Here is a 17209-nt window from a genome sequence, read left to right as displayed (position 1 = left end):
GTGGGAGTTGTCGTCACCACCACCGCGGGTGCCGTCGAAGGGCGCCGGGACGGCGAACTCTCCGTCTTCAAGGGCATCCCGTACGCCGCCGCGCCGGAGGGGCCGCTGCGCATGCAAGCCCCCGTCCCGCCCGAAAGCTGGGCCGGTATCCGCCCGGCCCTGCACTACAGCGTCGCGCCGCCGCAGTTGCCGCTGACACCCGGCACCCCGCCGCTGTGGCGGCCCGCCGACGGACTCGACTGCCTCAGCGTGAACGTCTGGACACCGGGCGGCACCGGCGACCGGCTGCCGGTGCTGGTGTGGATTCACGGCGGCGGCTGGAAGGCGGGCTCGTCCAGCGACCCGGCGCACGACGGCGCGACGCTGGCCCGCGGCGGCGTCGTCCTGGTGACGTTCAACTATCGAGTCGGCTTCGAAGGCTTCGGCTTCGTGCCGGGCCATCCCGCCAATCGTGGCTTCCTCGACCAGACCGCCGCACTGCGCTGGGTGCACGACAACATCGCCGCCTTCGGTGGCGACCCGGACAAGGTGACCCTCTTCGGCGAATCCGGCGGCGGACTGTCCATCGCCGCACTGCTTTCCGCGCCGGCCGCCCGCGGACTGTTCCGGCGCGCCATCGTGCAGAGCCCGGCGGCCCGCCTGCTGCCCGAGCACGAGGCGCAGCGGATCGCCGAGCTCACCGCCGCCGCCCTCGGGGTCGCGCCGGCCGAGCTGGCGACGCAGCCGCCGCTGGCCCTGCTGTCCGTGCAGGACGAGCCGCTCGCCGCGATGGAGGCCGACCCGGGCGCGTGGACCACGCCGGAAGCGATCACCGCGTTCACTCCGGTGATCGACGGCGTCACCGTGGTGGACAAACCCTGGCTCGCGCTCGGCTCCGGTGTCGCCCGCGACATCGACCTGATCACCGGCTCGACCCGCGACGAGTTCACCCTGTTCGCGTTGAGTCGCGGGCTGATCAAACCCAGCGCGTCGGCGATGCTCAAGGCGCTGCCGACCTTCGCGCGCATAACCGCCCACGGCATGCGCAGCCACGGACTACCGAAGGCGCGCCGCCCGACACCGCTGCGTACGGTCGACTTGTCCACCACCGCAGCGCATCTCGGCTTGCCCGCCTCGGCACCGGCCGCCTATCGCGCGGCGTACCCGGGCTCGACGGACGCCGAGCTCTACGTGGTCATGTATTCCGACGCCATGTTCCGGATGCCCGCGATCTGGCTCGCGGAAGCGCACACGGCCGCGGGCGGGCGCAGTTACGTCTACGACTTCGCTTGGGCCAGCCCGGCTTTGGGCGGCGCGCTCGGTGCCTGTCATGTCGCGGACATTCCGGTAACCTTCGGCAATACCGACAGTCCACTCGCCTCGTTCGTACTCGGCGGCGCTCGGCCGTCGGAGAGCCTACTGCGACTGTCCGAGCAGCTGCGGTCCTCGTGGATCTCGTTCGCCACCAACGGCGATCCCGGCTGGCCCGTCTTCACTACTGACGGGGCACTGACGCGAATTTGGGACACCCCGCCCATGGTGGCGGCAGACCCGCTGGCGGCGTCCCGGCAGATCTGGCAAGGACTTTCGGGCCGCTGACCTCGGTCAGTTGTCGTTGCGGTCGAGCGATTCGCGGATCGCCGCTTGGGCGGCGTGCGGCAGGGTGTGCATGATCTCGCGGACCCGCTCCTTGCGGCGCAGCACCGCCTGACGCACCGGCATGCCCGGTTGCGCCTGCATCTGCGGAATGATGCCCTCGACCTCCTGCGCGCCGCCGTCGTGGTGCCCGGCGTCGAATATCGCTTGCTCGCGCGCCATCTGGGCCTCGTCCTTCTCCTCGGACATGCCGATCGGGCCCTGCATGCGGCCGTTGAGGAACTGCTTGACCACCGGCTCGTCGGAGGTCAGCAACACCTCGCGCGGGCCGAACATGACCAGCTGGCGGCGGAACAGCATGCCGATGTTGTCCGGCACGGTGCGCGCCAGATTGATGTTGTGCGTGACGATCAGAATCGTCGCGTCGATCTGCGCGTTGATGTCGATCAACAATTGGCTCAGGTACGAGGTGCGCACCGGGTCCAGGCCGGAGTCCGGCTCGTCGACCAGGATGATCTGCGGGTCCAGCACCAGGGCACGGGCCAGGCCCGCGCGCTTACGCATACCGCCGGAGATCTCGCCGGGCAGCTTGTTCTCATCACCCAGCAGACCGGTCAGCTCGAGTTTCTCCATGACGATGTTCTTGATCTGCGACTCCGACTTCTTCGTGTGCTCACGAAGGGGGAACGCGACATTGTCGAAGAGGGTCATGGAGCCGAACAGCGCGCCGTCCTGGAACAGCACGCCGAAGAGTTTACGAATCTCGTAGAGCTCCTTGGTGGTGCAGCGCATGATATCGGTGTCGCCGACAAAGATCGCGCCGCGTTCCGGGCGCAGCAGGCCGATCAGTGATTTCAGAAAAACGGACTTACCGGTGCCCGACGGGCCCAGTAGCGCGCTCACCTCGCCATACGGCAGCGTCAGTGAAACATCCTGCCAAATGCGCTGTGCACCGAATGATTTCGTACAACCTTCAGCCCTGACGGCGACGCCCATGCTAGACCTCCATCGAATTCCGACGAGAATCCACCGGCGTTACCTGACGCACCCGACATCTCGTACTGGACCGTCGATCTACTGTAAACCGGCGTTGCGGAGGGCAAGAGCCGATTCCGGCAACCGGTGCGCTGCGCAAATGTAGTGCGGCAACTTGTCGCAGCGGATGGTCGGCCCGTGAAATCAGTTGGCGGTCTTGCCGAACCAGCGGGCGAGGTGCTCGTCCAGGTCCGGCTGGTGCTCGCCGATCCAGGCGACGTGGCCGTCGGGCCGGAGCAGGATGGCTGGAACATCCAGTGCCGCAGCGGGATCCGCGATCAGATCGACGCGGTCCGACCAGCCGTTGACGGTCAGCCGCTCGGTGCGGTCGAGCACCAGGCCACGGCCCCGACGCAGCCGATCGTAGAGGCGGCCCTGTTTCAGGTCGATATCGCGCAGCCGTCGGCCGAGCAGGTCGGGGCCCGCGCCGAAGTCGTAGCGGAGGCCGATCGCGGTGATCTTCTCGATCAGGTAGCGGTGCACCTCATCGAAGTCCATCAGTTCGGTGAGCAGCCTGCGCACGGCCTGCGGGCCCGGTTCGGTGGACAGCAGTTGCGTCTGGGCGCGGGTGTTGTCCAGCACGTCTGCGGCGACCGGATGACGTTCATCCTGATAGGTGTCCAGCAGCGCTTCCGGTGCCCAGCCGCGGATCTGCGCGGCCAGTTTCCAGCCGAGATTGACCGCGTCCTGCAGACCGAGATTGAGCCCCTGGCCGCCGATGGGCGGGTGGATGTGCGCCGCATCGCCGGCCAGCAGCACCCGGCCGACCCGATAACGTTCGGCCAGGCGGGTGGCATCGCCGAAGCGGGACAGCCAGCGCGGGGAATGGACGCCGAAATCCGTTCCGGCGATGGCACGCAACTGTTGTTTGACATCATCGAGGGTGGGCGGTTCCGTCCGATCGCTTACCCCCGCGGCGGGGACGACCACGCTATAGACCCCTTCGCCGAAGGGCCTGAGCAGCAATCGCCTATCGGTTTTGTGGATTTCGGCCACCGTAGCGGCGATTTCCTCCGGCGGCACGCCTGTTTCCAGCTCACCCATCAGCGTCTCGCTCCGGGCGGGCTCGCCGGGGAAGCAGACGCCGAGCAGTTTGCGCACCGTGCTGCGGGCGCCGTCGCAGCCGACCAGGTAACGCGACCGGAGGCGCTCGCCGTCGGCCAGTTCGACGGTCACGCCCGCGTCGTCCTGCTCGAAAGCGACCACCGCACCACCGCGCCGAACCTGCGCACCCAGTGCGGTCGCATGTTCTTCGAGTTGGTGTTCGAGGACCGGCTGCGGGATGCCGAGCAGATAGGCGTACGTGGAATCCAGGCCCTCGGGCGCGGGTTTATTGATGGCGGCGAAGATTCCGCCGACCGAGCGCTGTCTGCCGCGTTCGAGTAGCCGATCCAGCAGTCCGCGCATCGCCATCAGTTCGAGACTGCGCATGTGCAGGCTGACTATTCGGACGAACGACGTGGGCTCGGTTTCCTTCTCCACCACGAGTACCCGTACCTGGTGCAGCCGCAGTTCGGCGGCCAGCATCGCACCGGTCGGCCCGCACCCGGCAATGATCACATCGAACACGAACCACCCAATTCTCGTTCCGGCGTACGCGTCGCACTGATCCCGGATTTCCGCAGGTCCTGGCATTGGCCGCCCATTCTGCGGCACTTCGCACGCATGCCACAACCGATATATGCCGACGGGCATCGCCGGACGCGCAGGGCGTCACCTGCTGACGTGAATTTCCCGGCGGCCCGGCTCCGACGCACCGAAAGTCCGATCAGCCAAGGGCGAGTGGAAGTTTCGCGGACAGTGCGCCGAGGTCGGCTTGCTCGGTTTCGGTCGGGGTCCGGCGTCCGGTGCCGATCAGCAGGGCGTCCTTGTCGGACCATGACGCGGGAAACGGTGCGCCGGCAATCTTTTCGAGCATTTCGCGGGCGCGCGCCAGGCTGTCGGTGGGTGGTTCGGCGGCGTCGGGGAGATGCGCGATCAGGTCGAGGTGATGCAGCGTCCACTCCATGACGTACGCGCCGAGATAGTCGCCCGCGGTGATCACCTGGTCCTGGGTGCTGACGCGGAGGGCGGGATCGGCGAGTTCGGCGGCGCGGCCTGCGGCGGAGCCGACATCGTCCAGGTGGAACTTCAGCAGGTTGGGGTCCTCGTATGCGGCGGCCAGCCGGACGATCAGCGCGTCGAGCGGGTCGTCACCGGTGGGTGGTTCGACGACCTTCCAATACGTCACCGCGTCCCTGGTCGGCTCGGCCGTCGTGGGCGTCACGAGGGTGATCAAGACGTCTTGCGCGTCGATGATCAAGTGGCACACCAGGTCTCGCACAAGCCAACCGGTACAGCCGGACGGCCGCTCGAAGTCCTGATCCGAGAGTTCGGCGACGGCCGTGCGCAACGCCGCCCAAGAAAGTGCGAAGAGTTCCACGGTGGCCAAGTTAGCAATATCTTCACTTCGCGTCCCAGTAGCATTCCACGACCGCCGTCGTGAACGGGAACCGTACCGGCGTCGGCCCGAAGACGATTCGGCCCGCGTTCTCGGCCGCGGTGGCGATGGCTGCGGCGACCGTCGCAGACTCTTCCACCGGGCAATGCACGATGACCTCGTCGTGCTGGAAGAAGACCAGTTCCGCCCGGCGCCCGGCCTGGGTCATGGCCTGCCGCGGGCCCGCCAGCACCAGCAGTGCCCAGTCGGCGGCGCTGCCCTGCACCACGAAATTGCGAGTGAAGCGGCCACGAGCGCGCGCTGCGGCGGTGCTGCCGTAGCCCCTGACCTCCTCCTGCGGTAGGTCGGCTTGGTCGGCGGCGGACACCGGCGGGCAGGTACGACCCAGCCACGTGCGCACCAGCCGCCCCTCCTCACCGGCGCGCGCCGCCTCGTCGACATAGGCCACCGCCGCCGGGTAGCGCCGCCGGAGTTCGGCCATGTGAGTGAGCGCGTCACCGGAGGTCTGGCCGTAAATGGCGCCCAGCAGAGCGATTTTGGCGAGGGCGCGGTCGCCGCCGAAGGCCCGGGCCGCCAGGCCGGCGTAGAGGTCGTCGCCGCGACCGGCGACCTCCATTAGTCCCGGGTCGCGCGAGATCGCGGCGAGGACGCGCGGCTCCATCTGGTCGGCGTCCGCGACCACCAGCGTCCAGCCCGGGTCGGCGCGGATCGCCTGCCGGATCACCTTCGGGATCTGTAGCGCGCCACCACCATTGGTGGTCCAGCGGCCGGAAACCGTGCCGCCGGGCTGGTATTCGGGGCGGAAGCGGCCGTCGTGCACCCACTGTTCGAGCCAGGACCAGCCGTTGGCGGTGTGCAGCCGATAGAGCGACTTGTAGGCCAGCAGCGGCGCCACCGCCGGGTGATCGATCTGCTGGAGCTCCCATTTCCGAGTGGAGGACAAGAAGATTCCGGCGCGGGCGAAGGCTTTGATGATGTCGTTGGGCAGATCCGGCCGGACCCGCACGCCCGTCCCGAAGGCCCGCGACACCTCGTCGGCCAGCTCCGCCATCCGGCGCGGTTCCAGCCCGCCGGGAAAGCGCTCCCCCAGCAACTTGTCGAGCAGTTCGCGGTGCACGTCGGCGCGCCACGGGATCCCGGCTCGCGACATCTCCGCGGCCACCAGCATGCCCGCCGACTCGGCGGCGACGAGCAGCCGCATCCGCTCCGGATGTTCAGTCTTCGCCGTCCGGGCGAGCTGCCCCTGATACACCTCGAGCAGCGCCGTGAACTCGTCCGTGCCCGGCGGCAGCGGCACCGGACCCGACTCGAACAACGACGGCTGCGTCTCCGCCGCCCGCGCAGGCGCATCCGCCGGAACCGGCAGCCGGTGCAGCCGCGCCCAGGCGGCAGCCAGCGACCGCGCCTGACCCGACTGCCCCTCCTCATGCCCGATCAGCAGCGCCTCCGCCGCCTGCACGTCATAACACCGCTCGACCCGCACCCCAGCTGCCAGCAACGACCGATAAATCTCCGCCGTCGACCGCCACACCCACCGCTCGACCTCCGGCCGCGCCCGCACCGCCTCGACCAGCGACGCCTCCCGCACCACCGGCCCCGCAGGCCGCCCGTCCTGATCGAGCGGACACAGCCGAGCGCCCCCGTCACCCGTCTCCGCCACCGCCCATCGCACGTCCAGAGTCTTGCACCGAGGTCCGACACGAACGCCCGACAGCGGTCCTGAGCCGCGTGTCCGCTCCTGTTACTCAGACGATTCCGGGGGCCGCGGCGGTCAAGAGCCAGATTTGTGCGGGGATCTGATGCGATCTAGCAGGTCCGGAGCCAGCGGGTCTGCGAAGTGGTAGGCGACGAAGCGGTGCGCGTGCCACAGTCGAATCATCAACGAATTCAGTCATGTTCCCGAGGAGCCGCTATGAACAGCGAAGTGTCGTCGTTGGCAGACTTGGGAGGCGACTTGGCGGGAACCTATCGCCGGACCGCGAGCAGCGGCTTACACATCGACACGTCGACCGTCGATGCGGATCTGGCCGCGGTCGAGCGCGACGGCTACGTGATTCTGCCCGATCTGCTCACCCCGCCCGAGCTCGACGAAATCCGCGAAGCGGTAGCGCCGCTGCTGGATCGGCGCGGCCGGAACAGGTTCGAGGGACCGACCACCCAGCGGGTGTACAGCGTGTTGAACAAGACCCGCACCTGCGATCGGATCGCGGACCATCCCCGAATCCTGGCGTTGCTCGATCGGCTGCTGCTGCCGAACTACCTGTTGTCGATGCTGCAGGTGATCAACATCCTCCCCGGCGAGCGGGCACAGATGCTGCACACCGACGACGGCTTCTACCCGCTGCCTCGCCCGCGTGCCGCGCTGGGCGCGGCGACGATCTGGGCGATCGATGATTTCACGGCCGACAACGGCGCCACTGACGTCATTGCGGGCAGTCACCGCTGGGGCCATCGCATGCCCGAGGAGTCGGAGCGCGAACCCGTGGTGATGCGGGCCGGCTCATGCGTGTTCTTTCTCGGCACCCTGTGGCACGGCGGCGGCGCCAACGGCACCCAGCTTCCGCGCTTGGCGGTCACCGCCCAATACTGCGAACCGTGGTTGCGCCCCCAAGAGGCCTTCACACTGTCGATCACCCGCGACACCGTGCGCGCCGTGTCGGAGGACATCCGCCGCATGCTCGGCTACAGCATCCATCCACCATTCATCGGCCAGGTCGACGGCATGCACCCCAAACGCCTCCTGGAAGCCGATGGCCAACTCTGAGAAAGCCCGTGTCTGAGCCTCGCCGGTTACGCTCGGGACGTGCTGTTTGTCCGGGTGCTCGGGCCGCTGGTGGTCGAGGTGGACGGCCGCGTCGTCGACCTGGGTGGCCGGGTGCCGCGGCGATTCCTGGCGGCGCTCGCTACGACGGTGGGGCGTCCGGTGCCCGATGCGGCAGTGGCCGAGCTGGTGTGGGCGGCGGAGCAACCGCAGCAGGCCGTCGCGACGATGCGGGTGATCGCGTCGCGGCTGCGCACGGCGATCGGTCCTGACGCACGGGAGTGCCTGCGGCGCAGTGAGTTCGGCTATCAGCTCGCGGTGCCGCCGGAGTGGACCGACAGCAATCGATTCGCGGATCTGGTCGCGCAGGGGGTAAGGCTGCTCACAGCGGCGGAGACCGAGGCCGCAGCGCGCTGCTTCGATGCGGCGCTGGCGTTGTGGCGAGGCCTGCCGTGGCTCGAATTGGATGACGCCCCATTGCTTTCGGCCGAACGCGCACGGCTGGTCGAGCTGCGCGACGTCGCGGTCGAAGAGCTGCAGGCGGCGCGCCTGGCCGGCGGGCACACGGCCGCGGCGGTGGCCGATCTGATCGAGGCGGTCACCGCGACACCGTTTCGGGAACGGCGGTGGGAATTGCTCGCGCTGGGCCTGTACCGCAGCGGTCGGCAGGCGCAGGCGCTGGCCGAGCTCCGCCGGGTACGAGAGCTACTGGTCGACGAGCTCGGCGTCGAACCCGGCCCGGCCTTGCGCAAGCTGGAGCAGCGCATGCTCGATCACGACCCACAGCTCTTGCTGGTCGAATCGCCTGCGCCACCGCCTGTTCCGGCAGGTGTGGCGGTCTCGCCGGAGCGGCAGGTCATCCCGCGCCCACTGTCCTCGTTCGTCGGGCGCCGCGCGGAGTTGGCACAGATCCGTGCACTGGTGTCGACGGGACGGCTGGTCAGCCTGGTCGGATCGGCGGGGATCGGCAAAACCCGGTTGGCCGTCGAATACTGTGCCACGGAAGGGAATACGACGGACCGGTGGCTGGTGCGGCTGGGTGATGTGCACGATCCGGACGGCGTCGTTGTCGCGGTCGCCACCGCACTCGGTCTGGTCCATGTCACCGGAGACCCGGCCATGCTGGTGCGCCGCGCGCTGACCTTGCGACCGGGGCTGCTGGTGCTCGACAACTGCGAACACCTCATCGGACCCGTCGCGGAACTGACCATCCTGTTGCTGAACAGCTGTCCAGAACTGCGCATCCTGGCGACCAGCAGACAACCCCTCGGCATCGACGGCGAACAGGTGCTGGTGCTGGAGCCGCTGCCGGTCCGCGCGGCGGACGGGACAGACGGTGCCGCGGTCCGGTTATTGCTCGATCGGGTGCGCGCCGCCCGGCCGGGATGGCAACCCGAGGACTCGGATCTGACGGCCGCGCGGGAGATCTGCACAACGGTCGACGGGTTGCCGCTGGCGATCGAACTCGCGGCCGCCCGGGAACGGACGCTGGGCCTGCGCGGGATCGCCGCACACATCCACGACCGCATGGATGTGCTCGGACCGACTCCGCGCGGATCGCTGTCGCGCCATGCCAGCCTGCAAGCCGCGATCGGCTGGAGCGTCGAGCATCTCGCGGAGACCGATCGGGCGATGTTGTTGCGGCTGTGGCCGTTCGAGGGCGGCTGCACCTGGCAGGCCGCCGAAGCCGTCCGCCCGATCGAAACCGATACCGGGGTGCTCGCCACGCTGGCGTCGTTGCTCGACCGCTCGGTCATCACCGCGGATATCGGCCCCGACGGGCCGCGCTACCGGCTGCTGGAAACCATGCGCCGGTACTGCCGGGTCACCGATCCCGACCCGAAGGCGACGCGGGCCGCGCACGCGAGCTGGGTGCGCGGATTCGTGGCCGAACAGTCCGCGTTGTTGACCGGGCACCACGCGGGCACGGCCTACCGGGCCCTCGCCGCCGAATTGCCCAATATCAAGTCCGCACTCGAACACGACCTCGAGCATTGCCCGGTGGCGGCGCTCCGGACCGCGGCGGCATTGCACTTCGCGTGGAGCAGCCTCGGCGTTCTGGTAGAGGGACGCAATTTCATCCTGAAATCGCTCGCCGCGGCCGGGGACGCCGCAGGCCTGGATCGGGTGCGTGGGCTGCTCGCACTGTCCATCGTGTCCTTTCACGCGGGCGACCCGCACGAAGCGGTTGCTCGGGCCGACGCCGCGCTCGAGCTGCTCGGCAAGGCCGATGCCGAGCGGGAGCTGTGGTTACACGGGTTGATGTATCGGGCTATCGCGGTGAGCGCGCTCGGTGACGCGGCGGCGACGCGGGTGGCGGCCGATCGGCTCGTCGCCGAAGTCGATCGGCTGCCGACACCGGACTGGATCCGCGGCTGCGCTCAGTTCGGGCAGGGCATCGCAATGTTGTTGGCGGGCAATCGTATCGAGGGTGTCGGCTACTTACGTGCTGCTCGGCAACTCAGTGCGGAATGCGGCCACCTATGGTGTCAAGGCATGGCCGACGTCGCACTGGCCTGGTCGATTCTGACGTCGGTGGACGACACCGCCGCGGCGCGTGCGGCCGTCGCCGCCATCGACCGAGCGCTGAAGGTCTTTGCGGCACAGTCGAATATCGCCGACGCGCTGGGTGCCGTTCATGCCGGCGCCTACGCGTTGCTGGTGTTGGCGTCGCCTCAGTCGGCGGTTCAGCTTCGCGCGGCCGCCCTCCATCACTCCGCACGGGTCGGCGCGGATCCGCGCCGCTATCTGCACTTCGCTCATCCCGATCTCATCGACCGGATGGAACGGTCCCTGAACGAGGAGCAACGCCGTGTCGCCGAGGAAGCGGGCAGGCGGATGACCTGGGCGGAGATGGTGTCTCTCGTACAGTCCGCTGGCACGCGCTGACCACAGGTGCTCCTTTGTAGCGGTATTGAAACGGCCGGGCGCGACAGTGGATTCGAGCGGTCACCCCCTGTGCCACTCGAGCCGACGCGACCAAGGAACCTCAACCATGCCGCCTTCCAGCCTCGACCTCATAGCGCAGGTGTATCGAGCCTTCGACACCCGCGATTTCGGCGTGATCCCACGCTTGTTCGCCCCCGACATCGACATCAATCAGGCCGATGAACTGCCATGGGGCGGCCACCATCACGGACACGCCGGCGCGGTGCGGTTCTTCACCACCCTGCTCGCGCACATCGACAGCACGGTGATCTCCGAGCAGCTGTTCGCCGCGGGTGACGCCGTGGTGCAGGTCGGCCGCACCACCGGCATGACCATTCCGGATGGCATCGCGTTCGACCTGCCGGAGGTCCATGTCTGGCACGTGCGCGACGGACTGATCGCCGGTTACGACGCTTACATCGATACCCCGGCCATGCTGACGGCGCTGGCGGTGCGGCGATGAAAACCTTCGACCTGAGCGCGGAGACGGTGATCGACCGGCCGGCCTCGACCGTCTGGTCGTTGCTCGCCGACTACACCAACGACACTGCCTGGCGCACCGGAGTTGTCGCGATGACCGCGGACCCGCCGGGCATCGCCACGCCCGGCACGCGAACCGCCGAGGAACTCCGGCTCGCCGGCCGAACCTGGCACAACGACGGTGAGGTCCGCACCGTCGATCCCGGTGTTCGAATGACCTGGCGCACCACGTCCGGCGCAGACGCTGAAGGGGCACGTTCAGTGCGTCCGTTGGCACCTGACCTGTGCCTGGTCCGTCTCGAACTGCGCGTCACGCCACACGGTATGCAGCGCGCGTTCGGGCCCCTGCTCGCATACATGTTGCGGCGCAACCTGTCTCGCGACCTGGCGACCCTGCGTGACCTGATCGAGTCGGATGGCGGATAAGCCAACTCTGGGCGGGAAGCTACTGTGCTGCGGCGAGACTCAGTGGTGCCCGAAGTCCGAAGGATTCGACCGCGGGAGCACCTCCGAGGGCGGCCCGCATCGCCAGCACAGAGCTCGCTCGCGGCGAGTGCTCAACCCCGTGGTCGGCCGGTCGCGTTGCGGGCGGTGCCGCGGTGGGCGGGGACGGTGGTGGGGTCTTCGGGCCAGGCGTGTTTGGGGTAGCGGCCGCGGAGGTCGGCGCGGACCTGGGGCCAACCGGTGTGCCAGAACGAGGCCAGGTCGGCGGTGACGGCGACTGGGCGTTGGGCGGGGGAGAGCAGGTGTAGCACGATTGGGACGCGGCCGTCGGCCAGGCGGGGGGCTTCGGTCCAGCCGAAGACTTCCTGCACCTTGACCGCGAGGACCGGCGGGTCGGTGGAGTAGTCGAGGCGAGGGCGGCTGCCGGAGGGGACGGCGAGGCGTTCGGGTGCCAGTTCGTCTATGCGGGTGGCGTCCGGCCAGGGCAGTAGGCGGCGCAGGGCTTGGCCTGCGTCGATGCGGGCGAGGTCGGCGCGGCTGCGGGCGGTGGCGAGTTCGGGGCCGAGCCAGGTGTCGGCGGCGGTGAGGAGCGACTCGTCGTCCACCGCGGGCCACGGGGTGCCGAGGGTGCGGTGCAGGAATTCGAGGCGTTGTCGTAGGGCGATGGCGTCGGCATCCCAGCGCAGCAGGCCAAGGCCGGTCGAGCTCAGTCCGCGATGCACCGCAGCGCTGAGCAACTCGCGGTCGGGATCACGGATCCGTTTCTCCGACAACATGATCGCGCCCAGTCGTTCGATTCGCCGGGCGACCACCTCACCATCTATCCAATCGACTTCCTCGGCGGTCGTCAGCAGGTTCGACGCGGCACGGCGGGCCAGTTGTTCATCGGCGACCGCGGCCGACCGGATCCAGCCGTCGGAACGACCCGGATCGCGAGTCGCGACACCGACCGCCAGCCACTCCGCATCACCCAGTCCCGAACCGTGCGGCAGTGTCACCGCGGTACCGCCGACCATGAGATAGCTCGCCGATCCCGCACTGCGGCGGCGCGCCAGGCGCTCCGGATGAGCCAGTGCCACCAGGAAAGCCGGGTCGTCCGCGCCGTCCGACGCATCGACCAAGCGGGCCAGTCGTTCGACCTCACGCTGCCAGCGCGCCGGTCGCTCGCGGCGCAGCACCCGCAGACCGGCGGCCAGATCGACTCCGGCGATGAGCGTGTCGTCGTCGAGTACGGTGACCACTTCCGCGGCGGCCCGCGCACCGACCACGGGCGCTCCGTCGAGCAGCGCCCGCGCCAACCGGGGATGCAACCCGATCCGGGCGATGCGCCGCCCACGGTCGGTCACCGCGCCGTCGTCGTCCACGGCTCCCAACGCGCGCAACACCTCTCGGCCCGCCGCCAACCCGCCGGGCGGCGGGGCATCCCACCAGGCGAGGCCGTGGCCGTCGGCCGTGCCCCAGCAGGCCAGCTCCAATGCCAGCCGCGTCAGATCCGCCGTTCGAATCTCCGGCTCGGGATAGGCGGGCAGCGTGCTGTGTTCGTGTTCCGGCCAGCATCGCCATACTCGCCCCGGCGCTTCACGCCCGGCTCGACCGGCCCGCTGCTCGGCCACCGCCGCCGAAACTCGAACTGTCGCAAGGCCGGACAGCCCACGTCCGCGATCGATGCGTGGCACCCGAGCCAGTCCCGAATCCACCACCGCACGCACACCGGGGACCGTCAAACTGGACTCCGCTACGGCCGTGGACAACACCACGCGACGCCGCGACCCGGGCCGCAACGCCGTGTCCTGCCCGGCGGCGGAAAGCCTGCCGTGCAACGGAACCACGTCCACCCCGTTCACGTCGCTGAGAAGTGCTGTCGTCCGGCGTATTTCGGCGGCACCGGGCAGGAAGACGAGCACGTCACCCTCGGTGCCGGTGAGCGCAGCCCGGGTGGCGCGCGCGACCTGCGCTTCCACCCGTTCCCGGGGTAGCGGCGGAACATACGTCAGATCAACCGGATAAGCCCGACCCTGAACCTCCAGCACCGGTGCTCCGCCCAGCAGCACCGAAAGCCGGTCCGCCGCAACGGTCGCCGAGGTCGCCAGCACCCGCAGATCCGGCCGTAACCCGGCCCGCGCGTCGAGCAGCAACGCCAGCAGAAGGTCCGCGTCGAGATGCCGTTCATGACATTCGTCGAGGACAACAACGTCCACGCCCGCCAACTCGGGATCGCCCTGCAACCGTCGCACCAGTAACCCCGACGTGACGACCTCGATGCGGGTCTGTTTCCCGACTCGCCGATCCCCGCGGACCGAGTACCCGACGGTCTCGCCGACCGACTCCCCCAGCAACGCAGCCATCCGCCCCGCCGCGGCCCGAGCCGCCAACCGTCGCGGCTCCGCCACCAGCACCCGCCCGCCGGTCCCCGCGGCCAACGCCAACGGCACCAAGGTCGTTTTCCCGGTCCCCGGCGGCGCGACCAGCACCGCGGTCTCGCGCTCGGCCAACGTCGCGACGATGTGGTCGAGCGCGCCGCGGACCGGCAGATCGGGAAGTTCAGGCAGTTTCATTACCGAACAGTCTGCCTCGCACGTACTCGGCGGCTGTTCGCTGCCTACAGCGCGAAGGGAACATCGGCGGTACAGCGGGCGAACTGTAGCGAGACACGGCCGCATCGCCGTCACCGGTCCCCTAGCGTTATTTCCGTGCGGAAATGCCTGCTATGTCTGTTCATCATCCTCACAATGATCACCGCGACGGGACCGGCATACGGGGCGGCAGACGCCTCGACCGAGGCGCGCGGCACGGTCTTCAACGATCAGAACGGCAATGGTGTTCGCGACAGCGGCGAGCCGGGCTTGCCGGATGTGTCGGTCACCGACGGCTCCGTCTGGGCGAAGACCGGCAAGGACGGTGACTACCGGCTGCGCATAGATCCGAAGCGCCGGGAAACCGATCTGGTCCAGGTCGTCTCGCCGGACGGCTACACCCCGGCACTGCGCGAGGATTCGGTCCCCCGCTACTTCCGCGCGCTCGACGAGGGCACACCCCGGCAGGACGGTATCGACTTCGCCCTGGTTCCCGACAAGCACGCGGCCGATCCACGCGAGACGTGGATGATGTTGTCCGACAGCGAAACCGACAACCGCAGCGACGCCTCCGCCGCTGCCACGCGGGCCCAGTGGACCGGGCAGGTCGAGGCGATGGCACGCAACCGGGAGGCCACCGTCGCCATCGCGACCGGCGACCTCACCGTCACCGACTACACCGCTCCCGAACGCCGCCAAGGCAGCTACGACATCCTGCGCAGCGGCTTGACCAAAGGACGCTTCGGCCGCCCGTTCTATCCGGTGATGGGCAATCACGACGCGGGCAGCACCGGGACCGCGACCGGTTACGCCGCGAGCATGGAGGTCTACCGGCGCAACATGGGGCCGGAGTGGTACAGCTTCGACCGCAACGGCCGTCATATCGTGGTGTTGGAGAACAACTACGACACCTCCGGGCTGGCACCCCAACTTCGCTGGCTGCGTGAGGATTTGCAACGCCATGCCGTCGGTAAACAGGTATTCGTCTTCGCCCACCGGTCACTGTTCACCAAATACGGTGCGGGAGAAGCGATCCAGCCGACCATGGACGAGCTCGCCCGGTACGACGTCCGAATGTTCGCCGCAGGCCACAACCAGCAGAGCGAGTTTCGTCGCGGCGCCTTCGCCCGCTCGGTGGAGGTGAACAACATGGGCGCCACCTACGGCATCGACGGTGCGCGGCCCGGTTACCAGCTGTTGGACTTCGCGGGCATCACCGATGATCGCGCGACGGCGGCGAACGAGGACGTCGGCTATGTGTCCGGCACGCACCGGCAGTTCTTCGTGCGCGACCGGACGGCGCTGGTGAGTCCCGCGCCCGACAGCGTGCAGCGCGGTGGTGCGCCGGTCCCGGTGGACCTCCATGTCGAAGACGCCGGACGGACTCCGGCGAACGCGCAGGTCCGGGTGCGCGACGACGGTGGCGGCGAGGTGTGGCGGGCGGAGCTGCGGTTCGGCGCGAGCAATGCGCGGCCCGGCAGGGTGAATTGCTATACCCCACCCGGCGGGCAGGCCGAGCCGTGCCCATCCGTGCGCGCCAATTGGACTGCGGCACATGACAGTATCCCGGATCTACGACCGGGAAAGTACCGGATCGAGGTGACTTCGATCGATACCGCGGGTCAGCCATGGCCTGTCGTACAAGGAACTTTCGGGGTTGCGGACCAGGCGGCGCCCGCTTCCGGAGCGGACTGGCCTCGCCAGGGCGGTGCCGAATCGGGCGGATCCGCCGCAGCCGGCGACCCGGGTGCCGTGCTGGACCAGCGGTGGTCGGCCGATACCGGCGAGCAGTTCCACCTCAATGGGGCCGCCGTGGTCGGTGACACCGTGGTCGTGACGTCCCAGGCCTTCGCCTCGCCGTATCACCAGGTGCTGGCCTACGACCGCGATACCGGTCGCGAACTGTGGCGGACCTACCTGGACGGCGATGCGGAGTCCTTCCCGACCGTGCAAGGTGGTCGCGTGTACCTGACCACCGGCGTCGGCCGGGTGTACGCGCTGGACGTGAAAACCGGTTCCGTGGCGTGGCAGACGATCGATGACGAGCACCGCGTCGGTCAGACCGTGCGCCGTTACGGTAGGGCCGGCGGTCCGGTGAGCGTCTTCGAGCTGCCCGAGCAGCGCACGGTCGCGGTGTATCAGCAGTACGACCAAATCGTCTGCCGCGACGCTACTTCCGGGGAGCGGCTCCGCGGCGGCTTCACCGCACCGGCGGGGTGGGGCGAGTTCCACAGCACCGCGGTGCGCGGCAAGGACGCGAAGGTGGCCTACCTCCACTCGGGCTCCAGCCAAACCCTTATCGCGATGGACCTGACCACCTGTACCCGGCGCTACTCCGTCGACACCGCGGGCGGACTGTTCAGCCACTCCGCCCCCGCGCTCACCGACGACGATCGTCAGGTGATCACCATGACGGCCGGTGGCGTGACCGGCCACCACCCGCGCGACGGACGAGCACTCTGGCACGCCGAAACCCCCGGCAGCGCTTGCGAACCCGGACCTCCTCCGGTGACCGCTCCGGCGACTCGCGGGCAGCTGGTCTATGTCGCATCCATCGATGGCAAAGTCCGCGCGTTCGACACACAGGCACCTGATCCTGCTAAGCCGGTGTGGGAAACCGGAGTCGGCTACCTACCGGGCACCGGTCCACTCGACGACCCCGCCCGCGTCGCCGCAGGCTGCACCGCCGCGCCGAACGCCCCCGCCATGCACGTACTGACCACCGAAACCGTTGTCTACGCGGGCACTTGGGACGGGCGCCTGGTCGCGCTCGACCGCGCCACCGGAAAGCTGGTGAACCAGTACAACTTCGGCAGCGCGGTCACCTCGGCCATGTCGGTCACCGGCGACTGGTTGTTCGCTCTCACCACCGACGGCACCCTGCACGCCCTGGCCCGCCGCCCTGCCGAGCGTTCCGGAACCTGAGCCGAAATCAGCTTGACCTTGACCCAGGGTCAACCATCCACCATGGTC

Annotated in this window: 11 protein-coding genes; 6 read left to right on the top strand and 5 right to left on the bottom strand. The window is 68.8% G+C overall.

Annotated elements, in window-relative coordinates; genetic code table 11:
- Positions 1-1578 (top strand): carboxylesterase/lipase family protein, encoded by a 1578-nt coding sequence (locus DBO33_RS15650; RefSeq protein WP_159080286.1) that lies wholly within the window; start codon positions 1-3, stop codon positions 1576-1578.
- Between the two features lie 6 nt (positions 1579-1584).
- Here the strand turns inward: DBO33_RS15650 and DBO33_RS15645 are convergent, their stop codons facing one another.
- From DBO33_RS15645 to DBO33_RS15630, 4 genes are all read right to left on the bottom strand, one after another.
- A complete protein-coding gene (locus DBO33_RS15645; RefSeq protein ID WP_107655689.1) occupies positions 1585-2571 on the bottom strand; it encodes an ABC transporter ATP-binding protein in 987 nt (328 codons plus the stop codon).
- 183 nt (positions 2572-2754) lie between these two features.
- Complete coding sequence (rox, locus tag DBO33_RS15640; protein WP_199856649.1) at positions 2755-4179, bottom strand: rifampin monooxygenase; 1425 nt, start codon at positions 4177-4179, stop codon at positions 2755-2757.
- Positions 4180-4378: 199 nt separating this feature from the next.
- Positions 4379-5032: a maleylpyruvate isomerase N-terminal domain-containing protein gene (locus DBO33_RS15635; RefSeq protein ID WP_107660304.1), complete on the bottom strand. Its 654-nt coding sequence runs from the start codon at positions 5030-5032 to the stop codon at positions 4379-4381.
- A 22-nt stretch (positions 5033-5054) separates the two neighbouring features.
- Positions 5055-6722 carry a bifunctional 3'-5' exonuclease/DNA polymerase gene (locus tag DBO33_RS15630; RefSeq protein WP_107655687.1) on the bottom strand — a complete coding sequence of 556 codons (1668 nt, stop codon included), beginning with the start codon at positions 6720-6722 and terminating at the stop codon, positions 5055-5057.
- A gap of 240 nt (positions 6723-6962) precedes the next feature.
- On the opposite strand from DBO33_RS15630, the gene DBO33_RS15625 reads away from it, so the two are divergent.
- From DBO33_RS15625 to DBO33_RS15610, 4 genes are all read left to right on the top strand, one after another.
- Complete coding sequence (locus DBO33_RS15625) at positions 6963-7814, top strand: phytanoyl-CoA dioxygenase family protein (protein ID WP_107655686.1); 852 nt, start codon at positions 6963-6965, stop codon at positions 7812-7814.
- A gap of 39 nt (positions 7815-7853) precedes the next feature.
- Positions 7854-10700 carry an AfsR/SARP family transcriptional regulator gene (locus DBO33_RS15620; protein ID WP_107655685.1) on the top strand — a complete coding sequence of 949 codons (2847 nt, stop codon included), beginning with the start codon at positions 7854-7856 and terminating at the stop codon, positions 10698-10700.
- A 106-nt stretch (positions 10701-10806) separates the two neighbouring features.
- Positions 10807-11202: a nuclear transport factor 2 family protein gene (locus tag DBO33_RS15615; RefSeq protein WP_107655684.1), complete on the top strand. Its 396-nt coding sequence runs from the start codon at positions 10807-10809 to the stop codon at positions 11200-11202.
- A complete protein-coding gene (locus DBO33_RS15610; protein ID WP_107655683.1) occupies positions 11199-11645 on the top strand; it encodes an SRPBCC family protein in 447 nt (148 codons plus the stop codon). The genes DBO33_RS15615 and DBO33_RS15610 overlap by 4 nt, the downstream gene beginning before the upstream one ends.
- Positions 11646-11776: 131 nt before the next feature.
- Here the strand turns inward: DBO33_RS15610 and hrpB are convergent, their stop codons facing one another.
- Positions 11777-14218 carry an ATP-dependent helicase HrpB gene (gene hrpB, locus DBO33_RS15605; protein WP_199856648.1) on the bottom strand — a complete coding sequence of 814 codons (2442 nt, stop codon included), beginning with the start codon at positions 14216-14218 and terminating at the stop codon, positions 11777-11779.
- Between the two features lie 174 nt (positions 14219-14392).
- Between hrpB and DBO33_RS15600 the strand changes: the two genes are divergently transcribed.
- Positions 14393-17161 (top strand): outer membrane protein assembly factor BamB family protein, encoded by a 2769-nt coding sequence (locus DBO33_RS15600; RefSeq protein WP_107660302.1) that lies wholly within the window; start codon positions 14393-14395, stop codon positions 17159-17161.
- The last annotated feature ends 48 nt before the right edge of the window (positions 17162-17209 follow it).

Origin of the sequence: Nocardia suismassiliense, from assembly GCF_900269665.1 — a bacterium.
Lineage (GTDB): Bacteria > Actinomycetota > Actinomycetes > Mycobacteriales > Mycobacteriaceae > Nocardia > Nocardia suismassiliense.
Note: the sequence above shows the minus strand (reverse complement) of the source record. Positions and strands in the feature narration are given on the sequence as shown.

What these genes read in the sequence shown, in the direction of transcription:
- DBO33_RS15610 (WP_107655683.1), top strand. Translation starts at nt 11,199, where the DNA reads ATGAAAACCTTCGACCTGAGCGCGGAGACGGTGATCGACCGGCCGGCC.
- hrpB (WP_199856648.1), bottom strand. Translation starts at nt 14,218, where the DNA reads ATGAAACTGCCTGAACTTCCCGATCTGCCGGTCCGCGGCGCGCTCGAC.
- DBO33_RS15600 (WP_107660302.1), top strand. Translation starts at nt 14,393, where the DNA reads ATGATCACCGCGACGGGACCGGCATACGGGGCGGCAGACGCCTCGACC.
- DBO33_RS15625 (WP_107655686.1), top strand. Translation starts at nt 6,963, where the DNA reads ATGAACAGCGAAGTGTCGTCGTTGGCAGACTTGGGAGGCGACTTGGCG.
- DBO33_RS15615 (WP_107655684.1), top strand. Translation starts at nt 10,807, where the DNA reads ATGCCGCCTTCCAGCCTCGACCTCATAGCGCAGGTGTATCGAGCCTTC.
- DBO33_RS15645 (WP_107655689.1), bottom strand. Translation starts at nt 2,571, where the DNA reads ATGGGCGTCGCCGTCAGGGCTGAAGGTTGTACGAAATCATTCGGTGCA.